Annotated in this window: 28 protein-coding genes; 10 read left to right on the top strand and 18 right to left on the bottom strand. The window is 44.6% G+C overall.

Annotated features, from left to right (window positions below; all coding sequences use genetic code 11):
* Positions 1-38 precede the first annotated feature (38 nt).
* From mgtE to R7E78_RS17895, 11 genes are all read right to left on the bottom strand, one after another.
* The gene (gene mgtE, locus R7E78_RS17945; protein WP_005381121.1) at positions 39-1,397 is read right to left on the bottom strand and encodes a magnesium transporter; all 1,359 of its coding nucleotides are present in this window, start codon (positions 1,395-1,397) and stop codon (positions 39-41) included.
* Positions 1,398-1,545: 148 nt separating this feature from the next.
* On the bottom strand, positions 1,546-1,821 hold the full coding sequence (locus R7E78_RS17940) for an HPr family phosphocarrier protein (RefSeq protein ID WP_005381120.1): 276 nt from the start codon (positions 1,819-1,821) through the stop codon (positions 1,546-1,548).
* A 2-nt stretch (positions 1,822-1,823) separates the two neighbouring features.
* Positions 1,824-2,687: an RNase adapter RapZ gene (gene rapZ, locus R7E78_RS17935; RefSeq protein ID WP_005381118.1), complete on the bottom strand. Its 864-nt coding sequence runs from the start codon at positions 2,685-2,687 to the stop codon at positions 1,824-1,826.
* A gap of 14 nt (positions 2,688-2,701) precedes the next feature.
* Positions 2,702-3,148: a PTS IIA-like nitrogen regulatory protein PtsN gene (gene ptsN, locus R7E78_RS17930; RefSeq protein WP_005381116.1), complete on the bottom strand. Its 447-nt coding sequence runs from the start codon at positions 3,146-3,148 to the stop codon at positions 2,702-2,704.
* Between the two features lie 2 nt (positions 3,149-3,150).
* The gene (gene hpf / locus R7E78_RS17925) at positions 3,151-3,438 is read right to left on the bottom strand and encodes a ribosome hibernation promoting factor (protein WP_005381114.1); all 288 of its coding nucleotides are present in this window, start codon (positions 3,436-3,438) and stop codon (positions 3,151-3,153) included.
* A 24-nt stretch (positions 3,439-3,462) separates the two neighbouring features.
* Positions 3,463-4,932 (bottom strand): RNA polymerase factor sigma-54, encoded by a 1,470-nt coding sequence (locus tag R7E78_RS17920; protein ID WP_262640655.1) that lies wholly within the window; start codon positions 4,930-4,932, stop codon positions 3,463-3,465.
* Between the two features lie 50 nt (positions 4,933-4,982).
* Positions 4,983-5,708, bottom strand: a complete 726-nt coding sequence (gene lptB, locus R7E78_RS17915) for an LPS export ABC transporter ATP-binding protein (RefSeq protein WP_005381111.1) — start codon at positions 5,706-5,708, stop codon at positions 4,983-4,985.
* A 1-nt stretch (position 5,709) separates the two neighbouring features.
* On the bottom strand, positions 5,710-6,204 hold the full coding sequence (lptA, locus tag R7E78_RS17910) for a lipopolysaccharide transport periplasmic protein LptA (protein WP_005381109.1): 495 nt from the start codon (positions 6,202-6,204) through the stop codon (positions 5,710-5,712).
* Positions 6,185-6,748 carry an LPS export ABC transporter periplasmic protein LptC gene (gene lptC / locus R7E78_RS17905; protein ID WP_005381106.1) on the bottom strand — a complete coding sequence of 188 codons (564 nt, stop codon included), beginning with the start codon at positions 6,746-6,748 and terminating at the stop codon, positions 6,185-6,187. The genes lptA and lptC overlap by 20 nt, the downstream gene beginning before the upstream one ends.
* Positions 6,749-6,834: 86 nt before the next feature.
* Positions 6,835-7,806, bottom strand: a complete 972-nt coding sequence (gene kdsD / locus R7E78_RS17900) for an arabinose-5-phosphate isomerase KdsD (protein ID WP_005381104.1) — start codon at positions 7,804-7,806, stop codon at positions 6,835-6,837.
* 29 nt (positions 7,807-7,835) lie between these two features.
* Positions 7,836-8,801: a calcium/sodium antiporter gene (locus R7E78_RS17895; RefSeq protein WP_318058118.1), complete on the bottom strand. Its 966-nt coding sequence runs from the start codon at positions 8,799-8,801 to the stop codon at positions 7,836-7,838.
* A 374-nt stretch (positions 8,802-9,175) separates the two neighbouring features.
* Between R7E78_RS17895 and mlaF the strand changes: the two genes are divergently transcribed.
* The 8 genes from mlaF to R7E78_RS17855 all read left to right on the top strand — a co-directional run bounded on the left by mlaF (position 9,176) and on the right by R7E78_RS17855 (position 14,617).
* On the top strand, positions 9,176-9,979 hold the full coding sequence (gene mlaF, locus R7E78_RS17890; protein ID WP_262640656.1) for a phospholipid ABC transporter ATP-binding protein MlaF: 804 nt from the start codon (positions 9,176-9,178) through the stop codon (positions 9,977-9,979).
* The gene (mlaE, locus tag R7E78_RS17885; RefSeq protein ID WP_025767616.1) at positions 9,969-10,760 is read left to right on the top strand and encodes a lipid asymmetry maintenance ABC transporter permease subunit MlaE; all 792 of its coding nucleotides are present in this window, start codon (positions 9,969-9,971) and stop codon (positions 10,758-10,760) included. Before mlaF ends, mlaE begins: the two co-directional genes overlap by 11 nt.
* Before the next feature lie 2 nt (positions 10,761-10,762).
* Entirely contained in the window at positions 10,763-11,251 is a 489-nt protein-coding gene (gene mlaD / locus R7E78_RS17880) for an outer membrane lipid asymmetry maintenance protein MlaD (RefSeq protein WP_005381099.1), read from the top strand.
* Positions 11,252-11,253: 2 nt separating this feature from the next.
* The gene (mlaC, locus tag R7E78_RS17875) at positions 11,254-11,892 is read left to right on the top strand and encodes a phospholipid-binding protein MlaC (protein ID WP_033907408.1); all 639 of its coding nucleotides are present in this window, start codon (positions 11,254-11,256) and stop codon (positions 11,890-11,892) included.
* A complete protein-coding gene (locus R7E78_RS17870) occupies positions 11,892-12,212 on the top strand; it encodes a lipid asymmetry maintenance protein MlaB (protein WP_258625497.1) in 321 nt (106 codons plus the stop codon). The genes mlaC and R7E78_RS17870 overlap by 1 nt, the downstream gene beginning before the upstream one ends.
* 3 nt (positions 12,213-12,215) lie before the next feature.
* Positions 12,216-12,470, top strand: coding sequence for a BolA family iron metabolism protein IbaG (ibaG, locus tag R7E78_RS17865; protein WP_005381092.1), 255 nt, complete (start codon positions 12,216-12,218; stop codon positions 12,468-12,470).
* A 9-nt stretch (positions 12,471-12,479) separates the two neighbouring features.
* On the top strand, positions 12,480-13,736 hold the full coding sequence (murA, locus tag R7E78_RS17860) for a UDP-N-acetylglucosamine 1-carboxyvinyltransferase (RefSeq protein WP_005388419.1): 1,257 nt from the start codon (positions 12,480-12,482) through the stop codon (positions 13,734-13,736).
* Between the two features lie 155 nt (positions 13,737-13,891).
* On the top strand, positions 13,892-14,617 hold the full coding sequence (locus tag R7E78_RS17855) for a 1-acylglycerol-3-phosphate O-acyltransferase (protein ID WP_005381088.1): 726 nt from the start codon (positions 13,892-13,894) through the stop codon (positions 14,615-14,617).
* Between the two features lie 85 nt (positions 14,618-14,702).
* Here R7E78_RS17855 and R7E78_RS17850 read toward each other — a convergent pair whose 3' ends face one another.
* From R7E78_RS17850 to arcA, 5 genes are all read right to left on the bottom strand, one after another.
* Complete coding sequence (locus tag R7E78_RS17850) at positions 14,703-15,092, bottom strand: RidA family protein (RefSeq protein WP_005381087.1); 390 nt, start codon at positions 15,090-15,092, stop codon at positions 14,703-14,705.
* Positions 15,093-15,222: 130 nt separating this feature from the next.
* A complete protein-coding gene (pyrI, locus tag R7E78_RS17845) occupies positions 15,223-15,684 on the bottom strand; it encodes an aspartate carbamoyltransferase regulatory subunit (protein WP_005381086.1) in 462 nt (153 codons plus the stop codon).
* A gap of 15 nt (positions 15,685-15,699) precedes the next feature.
* Entirely contained in the window at positions 15,700-16,629 is a 930-nt protein-coding gene (pyrB, locus tag R7E78_RS17840; protein ID WP_005381085.1) for an aspartate carbamoyltransferase, read from the bottom strand.
* Positions 16,630-16,909: 280 nt separating this feature from the next.
* Positions 16,910-17,914, bottom strand: coding sequence for an ornithine carbamoyltransferase (argF, locus tag R7E78_RS17835; RefSeq protein ID WP_262640657.1), 1,005 nt, complete (start codon positions 17,912-17,914; stop codon positions 16,910-16,912).
* 156 nt (positions 17,915-18,070) lie between these two features.
* Positions 18,071-19,291, bottom strand: coding sequence for an arginine deiminase (gene arcA / locus R7E78_RS17830; RefSeq protein ID WP_005381082.1), 1,221 nt, complete (start codon positions 19,289-19,291; stop codon positions 18,071-18,073).
* 583 nt (positions 19,292-19,874) lie between these two features.
* On the opposite strand from arcA, the gene rraB reads away from it, so the two are divergent.
* Positions 19,875-20,288, top strand: coding sequence for a ribonuclease E inhibitor RraB (gene rraB / locus R7E78_RS17825; RefSeq protein ID WP_005381081.1), 414 nt, complete (start codon positions 19,875-19,877; stop codon positions 20,286-20,288).
* A 154-nt stretch (positions 20,289-20,442) separates the two neighbouring features.
* Positions 20,443-21,243: a glycosyl hydrolase 2 galactose-binding domain-containing protein gene (locus R7E78_RS17820; protein WP_104975633.1), complete on the top strand. Its 801-nt coding sequence runs from the start codon at positions 20,443-20,445 to the stop codon at positions 21,241-21,243.
* A gap of 19 nt (positions 21,244-21,262) precedes the next feature.
* Here the strand turns inward: R7E78_RS17820 and R7E78_RS17815 are convergent, their stop codons facing one another.
* Both R7E78_RS17815 and R7E78_RS17810 read right to left on the bottom strand, forming a co-directional pair.
* Positions 21,263-22,168, bottom strand: a complete 906-nt coding sequence (locus R7E78_RS17815; RefSeq protein WP_262640658.1) for a bifunctional helix-turn-helix transcriptional regulator/GNAT family N-acetyltransferase — start codon at positions 22,166-22,168, stop codon at positions 21,263-21,265.
* Between the two features lie 115 nt (positions 22,169-22,283).
* Positions 22,284-22,688 carry a DUF2061 domain-containing protein gene (locus tag R7E78_RS17810; protein ID WP_005381078.1) on the bottom strand — a complete coding sequence of 135 codons (405 nt, stop codon included), beginning with the start codon at positions 22,686-22,688 and terminating at the stop codon, positions 22,284-22,286.
* Positions 22,689-22,703: the final 15 nt, after the last annotated feature.

Here is a 22,703-nt window from a genome sequence, read left to right as displayed (position 1 = left end):
AAGCCTGATGTGTTCATCAGGCTTTTTCGTTTTTGCTGTTAGGTAATCAGTATTGTGGCAAGCCCTAAGAAGACAGATAAACCAATCACATCCGTCACTGTTGTTAATGCCATACCACCAGCTAAAGCAGGATCGATGTTCATTTTTTTCAATAGGATTGGAATCGTTACTCCTGCAATACCTGCGACCAATAAGTTGGTCAGCATGGCGGCGGAAATGATTCCTCCGAGCATCCAGTTACCTTTCCAAGCAACAACAATACCACCAATAATCAGCGCCCACATGATACCGTTGAGTAAGCCGATCGAGGCTTCTTTCATTAACAGTTCGCGTTTGTTTGAGTCACCGATATGACCAAGAGCAAGACCACGAATCACTAGTGCGACGGTTTGGTTACCAGCGACACCACCCATGGACGGAACAATCGTCATCAATACCGCAATGGCCGCCATTTGATCTAATGTGGCCTCAAACATATTAGAAACGGAAGCAGCAGCAAGGGCGGCTAATACGTTAGCGCCAAGCCAGATACTGCGTTTGCGAGCTGATTTTACAACAGGCGCGAAAGTATCTTCGTCATCGTCCATACCCGCCATACTCATCATCGAGTGTTCCGCGTCTTCACGAATAACGTCAACCACGTCATCGATGGTGATACGACCGACCAAATGCAAGTTTTCATCAACAACAGGTGCAGATACCCAATTACGGCGTTCGAACAGACTCGCAACATCTGAGTCGCTAGTATCGACGGTGATGGCCTCGTCCGCGTCTTCCATTACATCAATGATTTTTACGTCTGGCTGAGTGGTAATAAGCGTCGTGATCGGCAGTTCACCGATGAGCTTACTCTCTTCATCGATCACATACAGGGCATCCGTAGCTTCTGGAAGCTCGCCTTTCATACGTAGATAACGCAAAACTACGTCCACATCTACGTCACCACGAATTGTGATGACGTCGGTGTTCATCAGTCCACCCGCGGTGTCTTCTGGGTAGGATAGGGCGGTTTCGACCCGTAGGCGGTCAGATGAGTCCATTTGCGACAGGACTTCGCGTGACAGGTTGTCAGGCAAGCTACGCAGTACGTAAGCCACGTCATCGGTATCCATGCCTTCTGTCGCTTCTGCAAGCGCTTCTGGTGCCATTTTGGATACGAGGCTGTCTTTGACGTCTTCGTTCAGCTCGTCAAGGATTTCACCATAATCTTCAGGGTCGGTGAGTTGCCAAAGAACTTCACGGCTCTTCCGTGGGGAGGCTTCTAAAAGGTGAGCGATATCCTCAGGTTCCATGTCCTGTAATTGACGACGAACATGGACGAAGCGGCCATTTTCTAGCGCTTCTGTGACTTCTTGGAGGGCTTGGTGAGCTTGGTCGAATTCAATTTGCTCTGCCATTCATTCCTCCCAATTCCTGATATTTACAATGCGTTGAATAATAACTTAATTCTAGGCGCCTTTTAATAACAACTTATGATACTAAGCAAATTTATTTATTAGGTCAGGGAAGAGAAAGATAATGGGAGGTAAGAAAAAAGCGAGTAAACTACTCGCCTTCATCAAATTTATCTTCGATCAAGTGGCAAACGGCATCCAGTGCTTCTTCCGCTTGCCCACCCGTTGCGTGGATCGTGACGTATTGTCCTTGAGCGGATTCTAGCATTAACAGGCCCATTACGCTGTCTGCTGTGGCGGTTTTGTCTTCTTCATTGTCGATGGTGATGACCGCTTCAAAGCTCTGTGCCAGTTCGACCAGCTTGACTGCTGCACGAGCATGTAAGCCAAGGCGGTTTTGAATCAATACTTTACGACTTAACTCCACGGCTACTCCTTAGCGTTTTTCTCTAGTGAGGTATGGCGAATTTGTACTTGGTGTCCTTTGTTGGCGAAGTACTCACCGATTTGCTGAGTTAAGTACACCGAGCGGTGCTTACCACCAGTACAACCGATTGCAACGGTCAGGTAGCTGCGGTTGTTTTTCTCAAGCAGAGGTAACCAATTCTCTATAAAGCTTTCAATTTGATATTTCAAACTTAACACCGATTGGTGTTGCTCTAAAAATGCGGCGATAGGAGCATCCAGACCTGTAAGCGGGCGTAGTGCTGGTTCCCAATGTGGGTTAGGTAAGAAGCGAACGTCGAATACGTAATCGGCATCGGAAGGCAGGCCGTATTTAAAACCAAAAGACTCAAATACCATAACGAGCCCTTTGCGATCTCTGCCTTCAACGCGCATACGCACGGTTTCACTCAATTCATGCAAAGACTGCCCACTACTATTTAGGACCAGATCTGCATGCGCTTTGAGTGGCGTCAAAATTTGCTTCTCACGCTCGATGGCTTGATCGAGCGAGAGGGAGGTGCCACCTAAAGATAACGGGTGAATTCGGCGTGTTTCGCTGTAGCGTTTGAGTAGCGTTTCTTTATTGGCGTCCAAGAAAAGCACGGTCACATCAAGCTCAGTTTTTAACTGTTCTAGTGTACTCGTCAGTTCTTTTAGCTTTTTAGGAATATTACGAATATCAATGCTGACTGCAACATTCTGTTTGCTGTCAGCAACAGAATGAACAAATGCGTCCAGCAAGTTAACTGGCAGGTTATCAACACAGTAGTAACCTAAGTCTTCCAGTACACGAAGCGCAATACTTTTACCGGCACCTGAGTGCCCGCTAACAACGATTAGTCGCATGGAGTTAGTCCTGCTTATTGGTGAATCATGATGTCGTAAAGTTCTTCATCACTCTGAGCATTACGCAGTAGTTTTAATACTTGCTTATCGCTCAGACGTTCTGCCATAGAGGATAGAGTCTTGAGGTGCTCTTTGCACTGTTCTTCTGGTACAAGGAGCGCAAAAAGAAGATCGACAGGTCGATTGTCAATCGCATCAAATTCGATTGCTTCATCACATTGTAGTAAGACAGCAATGGCCTTGTCGCTTGATTGCATTCTCGCGTGAGGGATCGCAATACCGTTTCCGATACCGGTACTGCCCATTTTTTCTCTATTGAGCATGCATTCGAACAGCTCGGTAGAATCTTGGCCCGTTTGATCAGCCACGATACGGCTGATCATTTCAAGGGCGCGTTTTTTACTCGTGCAGTGGACCGCACTTTTGGTGCAGTCCAATGACAGTATTTCGCTCAGTTGCATGATTAATGACTGTTTAGTTTTTCTTTGTGCTTATTAAGTTGGCGAACCAATTTATCTACCAGCGAATCGATCGCGGCATACATATTTTCGTCATCGGCTGATGCGTGGATTTCGCCTTGATTTATGTGAAGCGTAGCTTCCGCGATTTGAGTAATTTTTTCAACTTTTAGTACAACATGCACTTGATTGATATGGTCGAAGAACCTTTCGAGCTTCTGAAACTTAGAATTTACATAGTCTTGCATTGAATCGGTAAGATCAACGTGATGGCCTTGAATATTGATTTGCATAGACTTTCCTTTTCAGTTAGTGCCTTATAATAGGCGTTTACGCTGACTTGAAGGGGCAATTCCCAAGGATTCGCGATATTTGGCTATCGTACGTCTTGCGACCTGAATCCCTTGGTCAGCCAGAAGAGCAGCAATCTTGCTATCACTCAGTGGTTTGGCAGTATTCTCTGCTGCGACCAGTTTTTTAATGAGTGCACGAATTGCTGTTGACGAACATTCTCCGCCGTTGTCAGTACTAACATGGCTAGAGAAGAAGTACTTCAATTCAAAAATACCACGTGGTGTATGCATAAATTTTTGCGTTGTTACACGAGAAATCGTGGATTCATGCATGTCCACAGCCAAAGCGACATCATTGAGCACCATTGGCTTCATGGCTTCCTCACCATACTCGAAGAAATCTTGTTGATGTTCAACAATACATCTTGCAACTTTGAGTAGCGTCTCGTTTCTACTCTCTAAGCTCTTAATTAACCATTTTGCCTCTTGCAAATTGCTGCGGATGTACTGGCTATCCGCGCTATTACCTTTGCCTAATTGAGCATATTGTTGATTTACTTTTAATTTTGGCACGCTATCCGGGTTTATAGAAACGGTCCATTTGCCATTGTCTTTAAAAACGGATACGTCTGGAATTACGTACTCGGTATCATCAGGAGTGATGCGACTACCTGGACGAGGATCTAACTGTTGGATAAGCTTTAAGACTTCACGAAGATCGGCTTCTTTCAGCTTAGTCTCTTTGATGACGAGCTTGTAGTCACGGTTGCCTAGGTGATCAATGTGATCCGCAAGTATCATTTTAGCTTCAGCAAGCCACGGCGTGTCTTCTGGGAAGGTCGTCAGTTGCAGTAACAAACATTCTTGTAAGTTACGCGATGCAACGCCAAGAGGATCGAATTGTTGAATGCGTTTACGAACAGCTTCTACTTCGTCTAACTCTATCTCTTCATTATCGAAGCTCTCATGAATCTCTTTAGGCGACAAAGTTAAATAGCCGTAGTCGTCAACAGCGTCAATAATCGCTAATGCAATCGTGCGGTCGGTTTCACTGAATGGTGTTAGGTCAAGCTGCCACATGAGGTAATCATGTAATGATTCAGTGGTTTCGCCCTGGTAGACGGGCATATCATCATCAAGAGCTAAGCCAGTGCTACCAGTATTCGCGCTGTAGACGTCATCCCAAGTCGTGTCGATTTCAAGTTCAGAGCTAATTTCTGATTTCTCTATCACATCGGAGCTATCTGGAACGTCAATTTCTGTTGGTTCGCTAGCACTGTTGCTATCAGCAGCCTCGACCGCTGACTTATCTTCACCGTTTGCTAGAGGCTCGTCTTGGCCTTCTTCAACTTCCAATAATGGGTTGGAGTCCAACGCTTCTTGGATTTCTTGTTGAAGATCGAGTGTCGACAATTGCAATAAGCGAATCGCTTGCTGCAACTGTGGCGTCATGGCTAACTGCTGACCTAGCTTGAGTTGTAATGAAGGTTTCATTCAGTGTTACTTACCTTGTAATGCTCAGAATCTTACCGTTCCTAATATAATCATAGACGGAATTGTTCGCCGAGATAAACTTGTTTCACCTGTTCATTATTGAGAACTTCTGCCGGAGTTCCCGATGCAATTAGGTGCCCTTGGCTCACGATATAGGCTTTTTCACATACGTCCAGTGTTTCACGTACATTATGGTCAGTGATTAACACTCCGAGACCACGATCGCGCAGATGTTCAATGATTTTCTTTATGTCATTAACCGAAATTGGGTCAACACCAGCGAAAGGTTCATCCAATAAAATGAACTGAGGGTTGGCCGCTAAAGCTCGAGCGATTTCCACCCTGCGTCGCTCACCCCCTGATAGTGCCATACCAGCACTGGTTCTGATGTGCTGGATGTGGAATTCTTCCAACAAATCTTCCAGTTTATCTTGGCGCTCTTCCCTCGTCATTTCTTGACGAGTTTCAAGTACGGCCATGATGTTATCTTCTACTGAAAGCTTACGGAAAATCGACGCTTCTTGCGGAAGATAGCCAATGCCAAGTCGTGAACGGCTATGCATCGGCAAAATACTGATGTCATTGTCGTCAATGGTAATGGTGCCTTCATCTCGAGGTACTAAGCCGACAATCATGTAAAACGAGGTGGTTTTACCCGCACCGTTTGGACCGAGCAGCCCAACAATCTGACCAGATTCAACTTCTAAGCTAACATCAGTGACGACTTTGCGTTTTTTGTAGCTTTTCGCCAAGTTTTTCGCACTCAGTACTGCCATATTAGTTCTCTATCTGATTGGGTTGCAAAATGGTCGTAACGCGCTCTTCCTTAGAGCTATCTGCGACTAGCTTTTGTTTACCAATTTGGTAACGAATCGAAGAACCTTTGATGGTGTTGTTGTCTTGCGCCAGCTGCGCTTGACCTTTCATGGTCAGTTCGTCTGTAGAAATACGGTAATCCAATTCCGTAGCTTGACCACTAAGTGTTTTACCATCGTCCATCAGCTGAGAAAACTTCGCAGGTTTACCAAATGCTTGAATCTGTTTAATTGCTTCGGTTTTAGGATCGCGAGTTACCACGATTCTATCAGCATCGATATTGATGCTCCCTTGCTTAAGAGATACATCGCCTTCAAAAACAACCTGGTTACTCTTCATATCCACCTGTTGGGTGTCTGAGTTTATGTAAACCGGCTGTTGAGTATCCGACTTGAGTGCCAGCGCTTGAGGCGCCGCCAATACCAGTGCCAGTAGGCTAAGGTGTAACGGTTTCATATCGACCTTGAACTTCATCTGTCAGAGTCGCAGTATGCTGTTTTAAGTTGCCTTGCATTGCGCCTCCAGTAGTTTCAAATTGTGGTCCAACCAACATCACTTGTTGGTCAGCTTTAAAATCACGATTGGTTAGATTAATGACCAATTTGTCTGTTGCCATGGTATCAAAACTCGCACCAGGCAGAAGATTTTGCATTAAGACTTTGTCATATAAAGTCAAAACTTGGTCTTCATCTAACACTGCTCTTGTGGCAGTCACCTTCCATTCAATGACGCTACCTTCACGGTAAACCATCAAAGTCGGGTTATTAAAAATAGTATCTCCACTCTTAGCATAATGGTCTAAGTTAGTGGAGCGAATGATGTAACTGCGGACACCATCTTCACCGTAGGTGATGTTTTCTAATCCAGAACCACTGAACATGGGCAGTTCAGAATCTGGTGCTACTTGAATTGCGTCGTTGCCTTTAGGGGTTAGTAGGTAATAACCGCACCACGCTACAACGAAGATCAAGAGCAAATAAATAAGGCGAGTAAAACTCATATAATGAAGGCCTATCGTTTAGCTCAGTACTTCCCTGACCATTGCCTTTATTCGTCTAATAAATGATTTAAATGTTTGTGCTGATATTACATCACGCCAGCTTTTAGTAAATCGTGCATGTTCAGTGCACCCACAATTTTTTCGTCTTTACATAAAATCAGAGCGTTAATGTTTTTATTCTGCATCAAGTTCAAACCTTCAACCGCCAGCATATCAGGGTGTGCTGTGGTTGGGTTTGTCGTCATGACCTCGCCAATTGCCGTCGTATGAATATCGATACGCTTGTCTAAGGTACGACGTAAATCACCATCGGTGAATATACCAAGCATAGCATCGTGCTCATCGACGATGGCTGTCATGCCTAACCCCTTTTCTGAAATTTCAAGCAGGGCATCGCGAATTAATGCGTCAGGAGAAACTTTAGGTAACGCTTCTCCAAAGTGCATAATATCAGACAACTTAAGTAGCAGTTTTCTCCCCAGTGCACCACCTGGGTGAGATAGGGCAAAATCTTCGGCAGAAAAACCACGAGCTTGAAGCAGAGCTACGGCTAATGCATCTCCCATCACTAATGTGGCAGTCGTACTGCTAGTTGGCGCCAGGCCTAACGGACAAGCTTCTTGAGGTACCGTAATTTGCAGGTGTAAGTCAGACAGCTTGGCCATATTTGATTCTGGCTTACCTGTCATGCTGATAATCTTAATATTCAGGCGCTTTAATACTGGAAATAGAGACAGAATTTCGTTTGATTCACCAGAGTTAGAAATTGCCAGCACAATGTCACCAGGGCTAATCATACCCAAGTCACCATGTGCGGCTTCGCCTGGATGAACGAAAAACGCCGAAGTCCCAGTGCTTGCCAGAGTGGCGGCAATCTTGTTACCAATATGGCCTGACTTGCCAATACCCATAACGACAACTTTGCCGTTGTTGGAAAGGATAAGTTCACACGCTTTTTCAAATTGATCATCAAAGTAGGTATCAAGCTCTTGCAGAGCAGCAACTTCGATATCAAGAACTTGTTTAGCAGCAGCGCGAAAATCAAATTGATTGGACATATCAGATCTCTACTTATTGATCGTGGTAATTAAGCGGTCATGTTTGCGAATAAGTACACTTGGTAACCTAAGAAGCACACAAACAAGATGGCACCTTCAATACGGTTAATACTGCGTGATTTACCCAAACACATCGCGACAAGTAACAATGAAACGCCTAACATGACCCAGAAGTCACGTCCCATCGCGTACTCACTGAGCACCGATGGATTAATGATGCCAGGAATCCCCATTACCGCCAGAATGTTAAACACATTCGAACCGATAATGTTACCGACAGCCATGTCGTTTTCACCCTTTAAAACTCCCGCAAGTGATGCGGCTAGTTCTGGCAGGCTAGTGCCAATGGCGATAATAGTTAGACCGATAACAAGGTCGCTCATACCAAAGTGTTTAGCAATAATTACCGCGTTATCAACCAGCATGCTGGCTGCCAAAGGAAGCAGTATCAAGCCAATAACCACCCACATGATTGCTTTAGGGTTACTGACGCCTTCTGGGATCTCTGACTCTTGGTCATCAAGAAAAACATCACCTGATTTTTGCTCTTTGCGGCTGATTTGCAACATAGCAAATAAAAATGCCCCAAAGAGTACAAACAATAAGACACCCTCATAAAAACCGAGATGGCTATTCCAAAGCAGAATACCAGCGAGTACGGTTACGGCTATCATGAGTGGAAGTTCTCGGCGGATGACGGCGGAGCTAATCGACAAAGGCTTGATCAGCGCTGTAATACCTAGGATTAACGCAATGTTCGCTATGTTGGAGCCTAATACGTTACCCACCGCTGTATCTGTTTTGCCATCCCAAGCAGCGGTTGCAGATACCATCATCTCAGGGGCGGATGAGCCCATCGCAAGGATTGTCATGCCGATGACAAGCGGGGAAATACCGACGTTGCGGGCTATCGCTGCAGAGCCAAAAACAAGTTTATCTGCACTCCAAACAAGCAAAACAAGACCGACTATAAGCAACGCAACGGCTTCGAGCATGAGAATTCCTAAGTATTAAATAAGTAAAATGAATAACCGCTAATTTTGACCTTTTGCGGCCTAAAATGGAAGATAAACGAAGAATAAATTAAAGGTTAGTAACGAAAATGTATGTAAATCTCACTCATTTAAATGAGCAATTCTGGTCTAGGATTTAAACACTTCGTGCTAATTAGGTCATAAACCATGAGAAATTGCAGGGATATAGTCGACTTTATTTAATTGAACAGTGCTTTAAATTCAACGCCAATGTGCTTATGATTGCAGCCTAATAAATGTACCGACGTTACTTTATTAAACGTAGAATTCAACTCCGATTAGTATCTGCTTGATGATTCCGTGAGTTGCAACGCTCCTACAGTAGAAGAGATGATATGTCGAACAACGATTTAGTCACCGTGAACAACCTCACTTTTTCACGGGGAGAACGCATGATCTTTGATGATATTGATCTGCATGTTCCTGAGGGCAAAGTGACGGCCATTATGGGACCATCGGGAATTGGTAAAACAACACTGCTGCGTTTGATTGGTGGTCAGTTGTATCCCGAGCAAGGAGAGATCTGGTTTGATGGCGACAATATTCCCTCTCTCTCGCGTAAAAAACTCTACCATGCTCGAAAGAAAATGAGCATGTTGTTCCAGTCAGGGGCTTTATTCACTGATTTGAATGTTTTTGATAATGTCGCCTTTCCATTGAGAGAGCATACCGATTTATCGGAAGATTTGATTCGCACCATGGTGTTACTCAAGCTCGAAGCTGTCGGTCTGCGCGGCGCGGCGCAATTAATGCCGAGTGAGCTTTCAGGTGGTATGGCAAGACGCGCTGCTTTGGCTCGTGCAATCGCACTTGATCCTGACCTGATCATGTACGATGAGCCGTTTGTGGGGCAAGACCCAATCACTATGGGCGTTTTGGTTGAGCTAATTAGCAATCTAAACCAAGCGTTAGGTTTGACCTCTATTGTGGTTTCTCACGACGTACCTGAAGTCATGAGTATTGCTGACTGGGTATACCTGATGGCCGATGGAAAAATCATCGCCTATGGTATGCCAGAAGAGCTGACTCAAAACTCTGATCCTCGTGTCCAGCAGTTCTTACAAGGTGATGCCGACGGTCCTGTACCGTTTCGTTTCCCTTCTCAAAGTATCGAAAAGGACTTATTTGATGGTCGATAACTTCATTCACTTTGTCGCCTCGCTGGGTCGACGCACGCTTTCTATTTGCGGAGCATTTGGTCGTGCGACTTTCATGCTGATTGGGGCGCTATTTTCTAAGCCACAACCGATCAAAAGCTTTCCTCTGCTTGTTAAGCAACTTTATTCTGTTGGTGTTCAGTCGCTGGCGATCATCGTCGTATCTGGTCTGTTCATTGGAATGGTTTTGAGTCTACAAGGCTATGTTGTATTGGTGGATTACGGCGCAGAAGGCAGTTTGGGGCAAATGGTGGCGCTTTCTTTACTCCGTGAATTAGGACCTGTTGTTACTGCACTTTTGTTTGCTGGTCGTGCCGGTTCTGCGTTAACCGCAGAGATAGGTCTAATGAAAGCAACGGAACAACTGTCTAGCCTTGAAATGATGGCGGTAGACCCATTGAAACGAGTGATTGCACCACGGTTTTGGGCTGGGGTTATCTCAATGCCTTTACTGGCTATGATTTTCATGGCTGTGGGAATTTGGGGCGCTCAGCTTGTTGGTGTTGACTGGAAAGGCGTTGATCACGGCAGTTTTTGGTCAGCGATGCAGTCCTCTGTTGAGCTAGGGCAAGACATTGGTAACAGTATGATCAAATGTTTTGCGTTTGCAATTACGGTTACTTGGGTCGCTCTATTTAACGGTTATGATGCTATTCCAACATCGGAAGGGATCAGCCGAGCAACTACGCGCACTGTTGTGCATTCTTCTTTAGCAGTACTAGGATTAGACTTTGTACTGACCGCATTGATGTTTGGGAATTAATCATGCAACAAACACGTAAAACTGAATTATGGGTTGGCAGCTTTGTATTAGCGGGAATTTGCGCGATTCTTGTGATGATTTTTCAAGTTGCTGACGTAAAAAGCATTGGCTCTGGTGATACTTATACCCTCAAAGCCGAGTTCGATAATATTGGCAGTTTAAAAGTTCGTTCTCCCGTAAAAGTGGGGGGCGTTGTGATTGGTCGAGTAAGTAGTATTTCGCTTAACCCAGACAACTTATTGCCAGTTGTAACACTATCTATCAATAGCAAATACAATCAGTTCCCAGAAACGTCGAGCGTACAAATTTTGACATCTGGCCTGATTGGTGAGCAATACATTGGTTTAGTACCTGGCTTCGTTTTTGATGATGAAGTCATGCTGGTGGATGGTGATACCATCGAAGACACCAAATCGGCGCTTGTGCTTGAAGACTTAATTGGTCAAGTACTATACAGCGTAGGTGGTTCAGACGACTCAAGTAAGGAATAACTATGTTAGCGAGATTACTACTTTCAGTTTGTGCTGTGTTTAGCGTCTTTGGAACAACTGCAGCAGAGGTGGATAAAACTGAACCTTATAAGATGATGAAGCAGGTAGCTGAAGTCACGTTCGAAAGATTGAAAGCCGAACAGCCGAAAATCAAACAAGATCCAAATTTACTTAAAGTGATCGTTGAAGAAGAGCTAATGCCTTACGTCAACTACCGCTATGCAGGGTTAAAACTTCTTGGTCCAAACTTAAAAGGTGCTAAGCGTGAAGATGTACTTGAGTTTATCGATGCATTTCGTGCGTACCTGATTGCGTCTTATGCACAAGTGTTGACGCAATACTCTGACCAAAAAATTGAGTTTGGTCCTGAGCCTAGCATTGATGACTCTAAGCGTATTACAAGCATTAAAGTTGATATCATCGATACTCCGCGTCCAAACATCAAACTTGAGTTTAAACTGCGTAAAGACAACCAGTCTGGTGAGTGGGAAGCATTCGATATGATTGCAGAGGGCATTAGTTTGCTTTCTAGTAAACAATCTGAATGGAACAGTAAAATTCGTCAAGAAGGTATTCTATCTGTTGCTAAAGACCTAGAAAAATTGGCCGCAGAACCGATCCGCTTCGAGGCGAAGAAATAATGGCCCAGACTCCCGCTCAGTGGCAATTGGATCAAAACATTCTTAAGCTAACAGGGGCACTTGATAGAGATACAGTGCCTTCATTGTGGGCGTATGCACAGCAATGGCAACCTGCTCAATCGGATCTGGAATGCTCGCTAAAAGAGATAGAGCGCGTCGACTCTGCAGGAATGGTGATGTTAATCCACTTATTAGAGCATGCAAAAAAGCAAAACTGTCATATAATGCTCAGTTTCGTGCCGGCGCAACTGCGCACTTTGTTTCAACTGAGCAATGTTGAATCTTTAGTGGCCAAACACATACAGAATTATCAGGGGTAAATTGTGGATAGCGCAAAAGTACAACAGTTATTAGAAGAAGCACTAAACCTTCAAGAAGTGCATGTGAAAGGTGAAGGTAGCCACTATGAAGTGGTTGCTGTTGATGCTTGTTTCGATGGAATGAGCCGCGTTAAGAAGCAGCAGCTAATTTATGCTCCTCTGATGGAATACATCCAGCGTAACGACATTCACGCATTATCAATCAAAGCGTTCACACCAGAAGAGTGGGCTCGTGATAAGAAATTGATGTCGCTTTAAGGTTTATTGATGGAAAAGTTTCGAGTTATTGGGTCAGATAAACCACTAGTTGGTGAAGTGACCATTTCAGGTGCAAAAAACGCAGCACTGCCGATTTTATTTGCGTCTATCTTGGCGGAAGAGCCAGTAGAAGTGGCAAACGTACCACACCTTCGTGATATCGACACAACCATGGAATTGCTTAAGCGTTTAGGCGCGAAAGTAAGCCGCAATGGCTCTGTTCATGTTGATCCAAGCAGTATTACAGAATACTGCGCGCCTTATGATTTAGTGAAAACCATGCGTGCTTCTATTTGGGCTTTAGGTCCTTTGGTGGCGCGCTTTGGTCAAGGTCAGGTTTCTTTACCAGGCGGTTGTGCCATCGGTGCCCGTCCTGTGGATCTGCATATTTCTGGTTTAGAGCAGCTTGGCGCAACCATTACATTAGAAGATGGTTATGTGAAAGCAGAAGTGGATGGTCGTCTAAAAGGCGCGCACATCGTGATGGATAAAGTCAGCGTAGGCGCGACGATCACCATCATGTGTGCCGCAGCGCTGGCGGAAGGCACAACAACACTAGATAACGCTGCGCGTGAGCCTGAAATCGTCGATACCGCTGATTTCCTAAATAAGCTTGGCGCAAAAATCTCTGGCGCTGGCACAGATACCATTACGATTGAAGGTGTTGAGCGCTTAGGCGGTTGTAAACACAACGTGGTTGCTGACCGTATTGAGACGGGAACATTCCTTGTCGCAGCAGCAGTATCTGGCGGTAAAGTGGTATGTCGCAACACTAATGCTCATTTGCTTGAAGCGGTTCTCGCCAAGCTGGAAGAAGCTGGCGCGCTTGTCGAAACGGGTGAAGATTGGATCTCCGTTGATATGACCGACCGCGAGCTAAAAGCGGTAAGTGTACGTACTGCGCCACATCCTGGTTTCCCGACGGATATGCAAGCTCAATTTACGCTTCTGAACATGATGGCGAAAGGTGGCGGCGTGATCACAGAGACTATCTTTGAAAACCGCTTTATGCACGTACCAGAACTCATGCGTATGGGCGCTAAAGCTGAGATCGAAGGCAATACGGTTATCTGTGGTGATGTTGAGTCACTCAGCGGTGCGCAAGTGATGGCAACCGATCTACGAGCTTCGGCTAGTTTGGTTATTGCAGGTTGCATTGCTAAAGGCGAAACCGTCGTTGATCGTATTTACCATATCGACCGTGGTTACGACAAAATCGAAAATAAACTGGCTGCACTTGGCGCAAATATTGAGCGAGTGAGCTAGGCAAGTTAAACTGCACCGCAGGTAACTTGGATATCAAGAGAGCCGAAACCTGAGTTTCGGCTTTTTTATATCACTCTCATGACCATATTTTCCCTTTATGGAAAGAGAGATATTAATAGCTGTATCTGGCAAAAGCCGGTTCCTGGAGAACAAGAATGATTGCACTGTTACGTGTATTTGCTGTCGCTATCTTTGCGATTGTTATGTTTATTGGTGGTTGTGGTTACTGCCTATTAAGCCCTAGAAACCCTAAGCACGTTTTCACTTTTGGCCGTTTGTTTGCCAAGATGTCTCGTGTGTTTGGGATTAAGTTAGAGTTACGTATCCCTGAAGATGCGTATTCACGCGGCCAACATGTTTACATTGCTAACCACCAGAACAACTGGGACATGTTTACTGTTTCTGCGGCTGTGACTCCGAAAGTTGTGACAGTAGGTAAAAAGAGCTTGGCTTGGATGCCACTGTTTGGTCAGCTTTACTGGCTTACGGGTAACATTCTGATTGACCGAGCGAATCGTTCTAAAGCAAAAGGTACTATCGATCAGGTCGTGAGCAGTATGAAAGAAAGTGATGTTTCTGTGTGGATGTTCCCAGAAGGCACGCGTTCTCGTGGGCGTGGTTTGCTTCCATTCAAAACAGGTGCTTTTCATGCGGCAATTGGTGCAGGTGTGCCAATCATTCCTATCGTATGTAGCTCGACGAATAAAATTAAGCTGAACCGTTGGAACAATGGTCATGTGATTGTTGAAATGCTACCTCCAATCAGCACTGAAGGCTATGGTAAAGAGGGCATTCGCGAGTTAGCGAATATCTGTCGTGAACAGATGAAAGAGAAGCTTGAATCGTTAGATGAAGAAGTCAAACAGCGCAACGCTGCTTAAGTTTTACTGCGATATCATCACGAAAAGACAATAAAAAACGGGTAGCCTGAGCTACCCGTTTTTTTATGTTTGTCAGCAAGTGCAATTATTTGCGAACTGCAATTGCTTCAATCTCGATGCCAACATCTTTTGGTAGGCGAGCCACTTCTACACAAGAGCGTGCAGGGTAGTTTGCTACGCCGTGCTCATCAAAGAACTTGCCGTAAACTTCGTTCACTGTGCCAAAGTCATTTAGGTCTTTAACAAAAACCGTTAGCTTTACAATATCAGATACTTTAAGACCTGAAGATTCAACTACAGCCTTTACGTTTTCTAGAGACTGACGAGCTTGTTCTGCGATATCAGCAGACACTTCACCTGTCGCTGGGTTTACTGGGATTTGGCCAGAAGTAAGAACCATGTTACCTAGATCTACGCCTTGAACGTAAGGACCGATTGCTGCTGGTGCAGACTCAGTGTGAAGTACTTTCGTCATTTGATTTTTTCCATCAGTTGTAGGGAATAAAGATTCTCAGTTTGCCTCTAAACCCTCGGTAGGTAAAGAGCAAAATACCCTGACATTGCAGGGTATTTTAAACGTATCACAGCCTAGTCGTGCGGCGTGTTTATCGCTCGGTTACGATCTCGCGTGAGAACACTTTCTCGCAGTATTTACACTTTAGGCGGATTTCTTGTTTTTTCTCGAACACGCTAAAGCTGCTTTCTACTGGTTCATTATGAGAAATACAGTTTGAATTCGGGCATTCAAATACATCATTGATGCGCTCAGGAAGCTCTAACGCGAGCTTTTTCACCACTTCATAATTCTCGATTTGATTCACGGTCGCGTGAGGAGCATACAACGCTAGCTTGCTCGCTTGCTCTTCATTGATAAACACATTTTCGATTTTGAGTAGATCTTTATGACCGAGTGCTGATGATGGCAAGTTCAGTCCAATCGTTACGCGTTGTGATGAATTGTGCATATCGAACAGTCTTAATACTTTGATGCCGATCTGCGCAGGGATGTGGTCGATGACCGTACCATTTTTGATTGCTTCTACCTGCAATTGAGTTTCTTTAGCCATGATTTTTCCCCTCGATTACAGTGTTTCGTTTAGAACAAGCGCCAGCAGTGCTTGGCGAGCATACACGCCATTTTGAGCTTGCTGGAAGAAGTAAGCATGAGGCGTTTTATCAACATCAGTTGTGATTTCATCCACACGTGGTAGTGGGTGCAGTACTTTCAAGTTCTCACGCGCGCCTTCTAGTAGTGCCGCCGTTAGGATGTAAGCCGACTTAATATGAGCGTATTCCGATTCGTCAAAGCGTTCTTTCTGTACGCGTGTCATGTACAGAATATCCAGTTCAGGAATCACACTTTCCATGTCTGTGTGTAGGCTATATTGAATGCCAGCTTCGTCTAGTTCTTCGCAGATGTAATCTGGCATTGCCAGCGCATCTGGTGCAACAAAGAAGAAGCGGATGTTGTTAAACTTTGCTAAGGCTTGAGTCAGTGAGTGCACTGTGCGGCCATATTTTAGGTCACCTACGAATGCGACGTTCAGGTTGTCTAGACGTCCTTGTGTTTCCGCGATGGTGTATAGGTCGAGTAGCGTTTGAGTTGGGTGTTGGTTTGCACCGTCGCCCGCGTTGATCACTGGCACGCCATTTGAAAATTCAGAGGCCAAGCGAGCGGCGCCTTCTTGTGGATGACGCATCACAAAGGCATCGACGTAAGAAGAGATGACTTGTACTGAATCTGCGAGTGTTTCGCCTTTTTTCGCCAGAGAGGTATTACCATCATTATCAAAGCCAATCACGTCACCACCAATGCGCTGAATCGCTGTTTCAAACGATAAACGTGTACGTGTTGATGGTTCAAAGAAACAACTTGCAACGACTTTGTTTTTAATCAGTTCTGGTCGAGGTGCTTTTTTAAGGCTACCTGCTGTTTCTACGATAAGTTCCAGTTCTTCGCGTGAAAGCTCTGGAATAGAGATGATGTGCTTCTGGTAAAGCGAGTTCGCCATGATCTTCTTCCCTATAACATTGATGACTACATCCAAATAACCGAAAGGAATTTTGGACATAAAAAAACCTCCCCAATGGGGAGGTTTTAAAATTCAATAGAATTAACGAAAATAACACCACGTAAGCGTAGTCGCTTAGCGAGAGCAAATCGCGTTTTTAAGTCAGCAATCAGCGTGGTCATTTCTTAATCCTCAGACAAATTGCCGAGCATTATACGCTTAACTTTCGTGAGCGCAAGCGATTACATCATGGTTTTTAGCGGCTGTTTTTGCGCGCTGGTTAGCTTCCTAGCGTCGCAACCATTACGGCTTTGATGGTATGCATACGGTTTTCAGCTTCGTCGAATACGATGGAGTATTCCGATTCAAATACCTCTTCTGTTACTTCAAGGCCTTTCATACCGTATTTTTCAGCGACTTCTTTGCCGACGGTGGTTTCATCATTGTGGAAAGCTGGAAGGCAGTGCATGAATTTCACATGTTGATTGCCCGTTTGCTTAATCACGTTCATATTGATTTGATAAGGTGTCATTAACGCTACACGTTCATCCCATGCCTCGGCAGACTCACCCATAGACACCCAAACGTCGGTGTATAGGAAGTCACAACCTTTCACACCTTCCTCAACGCTTTCTGTTAACGTGATTTTTGCACCGGTTTGTTGCGCGATAGTTTGACAAGTTGCCACGAGCTCTTTTTCAGGCCAGAACGCTTTTGGCGCGACAAGGCGAATATCCATGCCCATTTTCGCTGCGCCCACCATAAGTGAGTTACCCATGTTGTTGCGTGCATCACCTAGGTAAGCGAAGGTTATTTCATGTAGCTGTTTACCACGGCCGTGCTCTTGCATGGTCAGGAAGTCAGCAAGGCTCTGGGTTGGGTGGAACTCATCCGTTAAACCATTCCACACTGGAACACCAGCATAAGTACCAAGCTCTTCAACAATGGATTGGCCAAAGCCTCGGTATTCAATCCCGTCGTACATACGACCAAGGACGCGAGCGGTGTCTTTCATCGATTCCTTATGACCGATCTGCGAGCCAGAAGGGCCGATGTAAGAGACTTGAGCACCTTGGTCAAAGGCAGCGACTTCAAACGCACATCGGGTACGAGTCGAAGATTTCTCAAAGATTAGTGCGATGTTTTTACCTTGAAGTGTCTTCTGCTCTGTTCCTGCATATTTAGCTTTTTTCAGCTCTGCAGACAGTTCGAGCAAAAACTGGATTTCTTTGGTTGAGAAGTCCAATAGCTTCAAAAAGTTGCGGTTACGTAAATTGAAAGCCATAGCTCGTCCCTTAGTACATGTGATTAGATTAATAGAATTCATTAAAACATATAAATGCTTTTATTGTGAATAATTATTTTTAATTAAAGCTAAAAAAGGTTGATGTATTCACATCAACCTTAGTTTTGATTCACCTAATGTAAAGGGACGAGTAAGTTATATATCGTCTCGTTCTATTGGACAGCTCATACAGCGAGCGCCACCGCGACCACGACCAAGCTCGTTACCAGGTACTGTCAGTACTTTGATGCCAGCTTTATCGTATTTTTCGTTGGTGTATACGTTGCGTTCGTAACCAATTACTACGCCCGGTTTTACAGTTAGAACGTTATTGGCGTCATTCCATTGTTCGCGTTCCGCTTCATAGCTGTCGCCACCAGTGGTGATGATTTTCAGCTGATCTAAGCCAAGAGCGGACTCAATCGCGTGCAGATAGTTATGTGAGGCTTCAACATGCATTTCACCGTTGCCTTTTGGTGTTAAGCGCCATGTGTCGAGATCTTTGCGCATGATCTCAGGGTAGACAGAGAAAGTATCTACATCCATATGGGTCATCACGGTGTCTAAATGCATACATGAGCGGTGTTTAGGCAGATCAATTGCAATCACTTCGGTCGCTTGGCCTGCTTTAAATAGGCTTGCTGCAAGGTTCTCTACGCCTTGCGCGGTCGTACGCTCAGACATACCGATAAGAACTGCACCTTTACCAATAACCAACACATCACCGCCTTCGACATTCGCATTATCATAATGCAGATCATCGTCACCGAAGTATTTGATAAAATCTTGGCCAGCAAAAATTGGGTGCCAACGATAAATCGCACGTAAGTGGTTTGTTTCACGTTGGCGTGCAGGCATCATCATCGGGTTAAGAGAAACGCCGCCATAAACCCAGCATGAGGTATCACGAGTAAAGAGGTGATTAGGCAGTGGCTCAATAACAAAGTCGAGAGGACGCTTCATTTTTGGCAGCATAGAAGATGAGGAGATCGGTAGCTCTGAGTAAGCTAAGCCACCTAAAAAGATGCAGGCAAGGTGTTCATCATCCATTTCTGAAAAGTATTGGCGTAGGTCTCGCGCAAAGGTTGGCCCGTAACGAAAGTCAGAAATCTGAGTGTTCAGCAGCCATTGTTTTGCTTCTGGAACAGCGAGGGTTTCGACCAGTAAATCGTGGAGGAGAAGCACTTCAACGTCTTGCTCGCGCAGCGTACGTGCGAATGCATCGTGCTCTTCACCTGCCGCTTCTACAGCAAGAACGTCATCAAATAGCAACTCATGACAGTTTGACGGAGTTAAGTGGGTTAGGGCGCGTTCAGGGCGATTTAATAGAACTCGTCGAAGTTGACCAACTTCTGATCCAACGTACAGCTTGCTCATTTTGTATCCTTACAAATTTTCCAGCCATTAGTTATGACAAGCTTCCTAGAAAGATGCAAGTTATCAAGCTTTGTTTATATTCTGGTATTTCTGGTTTTGTGAGTTTTTTATTTTTATTTTGATTCTTATTAAATTTATCATTAGATATAAATGCTATTTTGCTAAAATTAGAGTGCGTGCGTTTTTATTCTAATTTTCCCGTTGAGAAAGAATACACGCACAGTGCATAAAACGTGCATTTTTATTCTAAATTATGCATTATTAAAGTGAATTTATTCGTTATGCTTCTTCGTTTTACACGTGAGTGTATTCAAGAAAGCATCATAAACACGCATAGAAAGAGAAAATAACCACATTAAGTGTCAATTAGGATGTTCTGAATATTAAAAAATGCCATTCTTTGTTAATTTTTTGTTTCTTTGTGTGGTCGGTTTAATATTTAGATTCAAATAACCGATAAGAATCGCAGTGGTATGATGTTTGTTTGTGGCTTTTCATCGCAATCCATGCCATATTTCACCGGATCAGCATACTCAGTATCGGGTATTGTGTTTCCATCAAGTAACTAATCTGGAGCCAAAACATGTCTCACGAAGATGAATATCTATCAGTAGAAGAATTAATTGAGATTCAAAAGGAAGAGACTCGCGATATCATTGCAGCATTGCTAGAAGATGGCAGCGATCCAGATTCGCTATACGAAATTGAGCACCACCTGTTTGCCGAAGATTTTGACACGCTAGAAAAAGCGGTAGTTGAAGCATTCAAGATGGGCTTTGAAGTTCTTGAAGCAGAAGAAACTGAAGATGAAGATGGTAACAAGTTGCTTTGCTGTGATGCGACTATGGAGTCCGCACTAGACGCAGAAGCGATTGATGCGCAAGTTGAAAAATTGATTCACTTGGCAGAAAAATACGACATCATCTATGACGGTTGGGGTACGTACTACGAAGGCGAAGATGCGCTTTACCCTGAAGAAGATGAAGACGACGAGTAATCAAAGCTCACTACTTTTGGAAAAACCAGCGTTTAACGCTGGTTTTTTTATACCTTGAAAAACTGACGAATGTGGAGGCGATAAATAATTCACATTGAGTTTATAGGGGATTTCTCCCTATAATGCGTGAAAATTGATCTAGCTCAAGGTGTTTATGCAACTCTCACTCGCCGGTTTATGGCAAGTCTCTCCACTGACGGACCTTTCTATCCCACAGGATGACATTACTTTCCCTGCTCCTTTGAGTCAGGTATTGCCTGCTGAACTGACAGAAGAAGCAATTCGTCAGCAAGAGTGGCACCTGATGCATGACATTGAAGTGGACGAATCCATGATGGCATTCCCAGCGGTAGAAATGGTGTTGGGTGGTGTGGATTACCATGCAGAAGTGCGTTTGAACGGAGTAGCATTGTTTGACTGTGACGGTTCTCAAAATGTCTACAAGAAAGACATTCGCCCGTTCATGCAGATGGGGCGCAACCGTTTTGAGATCCTATTCCTTGAGGAAGAAGAAGATCTTCTGTTGGATGAGGATAAACCGGAGTTGTGTTCACTTGCAGATCATGAATACCAAAAGAGTGACGAGCGCTTAGGGGTATGGCAAGAACCGTATCTGCAGTTCATTCGCAATGTACGTTTAGACCGCGTGGCAACCGAGCAGATTTGGCACCACGGTGGTGGTTGCGAGTTTAAAGTAGACTTGTACTATCAAACTTTTGCGCCGGGTCTGGTCTCTGCATCGGTTAAGTTTAATGGTATGACTTACCATATTCCTATTGATGTCCGAGCGGAGCATGCGAGCGCTTTATTCCAGATCGAAGCGCCAAAGTATGCCGATCTTACTGATCCTGATCCAAGTGATCTCTACCAGTTGTCTGTTGAGTTGGATGGGCAGCACCAAAACTTCACTGTTGCCTTGAGCCAGGAGCTTTGTGTTACCCATGTTGTGCTTTAACGTCTAATAATATTATCTATTACAGCATCTTAAGCATTACGACTTCACATGCATCATGCCCTGTTTGTCCAAGCGGGGTATCGAGATGCTCAAAGCCTAGCTTTTCATACAAGCTTACCGCTTCTCTCAGACATTCAGTTGTCTCTAAATAGCACTGCTGATACCCAAATTGTTTCGCCAATTGTAAGCTCAATGCGACGATGCGTTTGGCTAAACCGTGCCCTCGTGTTTGAGGTAAGAAGTACATCTTTTGTAGTTCACACACATTTGGCTCGCCAGCTAAAGGGGCAAAGCCACCGCCACCAACGATCTCTCCGCGATGTTCAATGACCCAGTAGGCGGCCCCGCATTGATTGTAAACCGAATACATATCATCAAGCGTTGGATCGGCCACACCATAACCTTTGTCTGCGGTTAAGCCGTATTCTGCAGAGACTTTACGAATCACATCTGCGACTTGCGGGTTGTCTGCTTTAGTAAGAGGTCGAAGAACGTATTCCTCAGCCTGACACACTTTTGTTAGCCCTTTTAGGTAAGTCTCTAGACCAAGTTTGAGTTGCTCTTGCTCGCTGTCATCGAGTTGGGTAAGCAGCTGTTCAAAGAAGTGGTTTTGCTGTTGGTCCAGTTGCGATAACGCCTGTTGGCCTTGCTCTGTAATCGCTACGAGTTGACTACGTTTGTCTTTTGGGTTTTCGATGCTCTCGACCAAACCTAATTTAATCAAACCAGTAACGGTTCGGCTCGCGTTGGACTTGTCGACATTAAGCTGCTGTGCCAGCTGATTGATGGTCAATGGCTGCAATTGGATTTCACCCAATGCGTGCGCTTGCACTGGAGTGAGAGCGACATCGCCGCATTGTTTATCAAGCATACCAAGCAATCGGACGGCTTGACGGGAGTAGTGTCGAAGTTGACGAGCGTTCATTATCACTTACCTCTAAAAATAAAGTTGCGCACCGCAATTAAATTAATTGCGGTGCGCAACCTTGTCAATGGTAAATGTCATTTTTCTCGTTAGGAGACGTAGTGAGCCTCCATGTTTAAGCGTGGTGATGTAAACAAAACTGCGGTGCTGGAGCTTTTTCTGATGATTTACGCATCCATACTTTCTCGTGGAAGTAGTAAGCCACCGTGTTCAAACTCGGCTCTAGCATCGCCATTACGCCGCCGACAAATGCATCACCTGTTAGTAAGTAAACCACGGTAAAAGCGACGCTGAAGTGCACGGTCGCAAAGCTTGCGGTTTTTAATTTGGTCATCCACTGACGAGCTTTAAGTGCTGGGACTTTTGCCCATGCCTTTTCATGAAAGTAGAAGGCTACGGTGTTCACTGAAGGCTCAATCATGGCAATTAAACTACCAATTAGAATGTCGCCTGTGAGTACGTAAGCGACACTAAATGCGATAGTAAAATGCAGTGCTGCGAAAGTTAGTGTCTTTTTCATGATAATTACTCAATC

The sequence above is a fragment of the Vibrio sp. YT-19(2023) genome (assembly GCF_033337395.1).
This window is presented reverse-complemented; position numbering and strand designations above follow the sequence as displayed.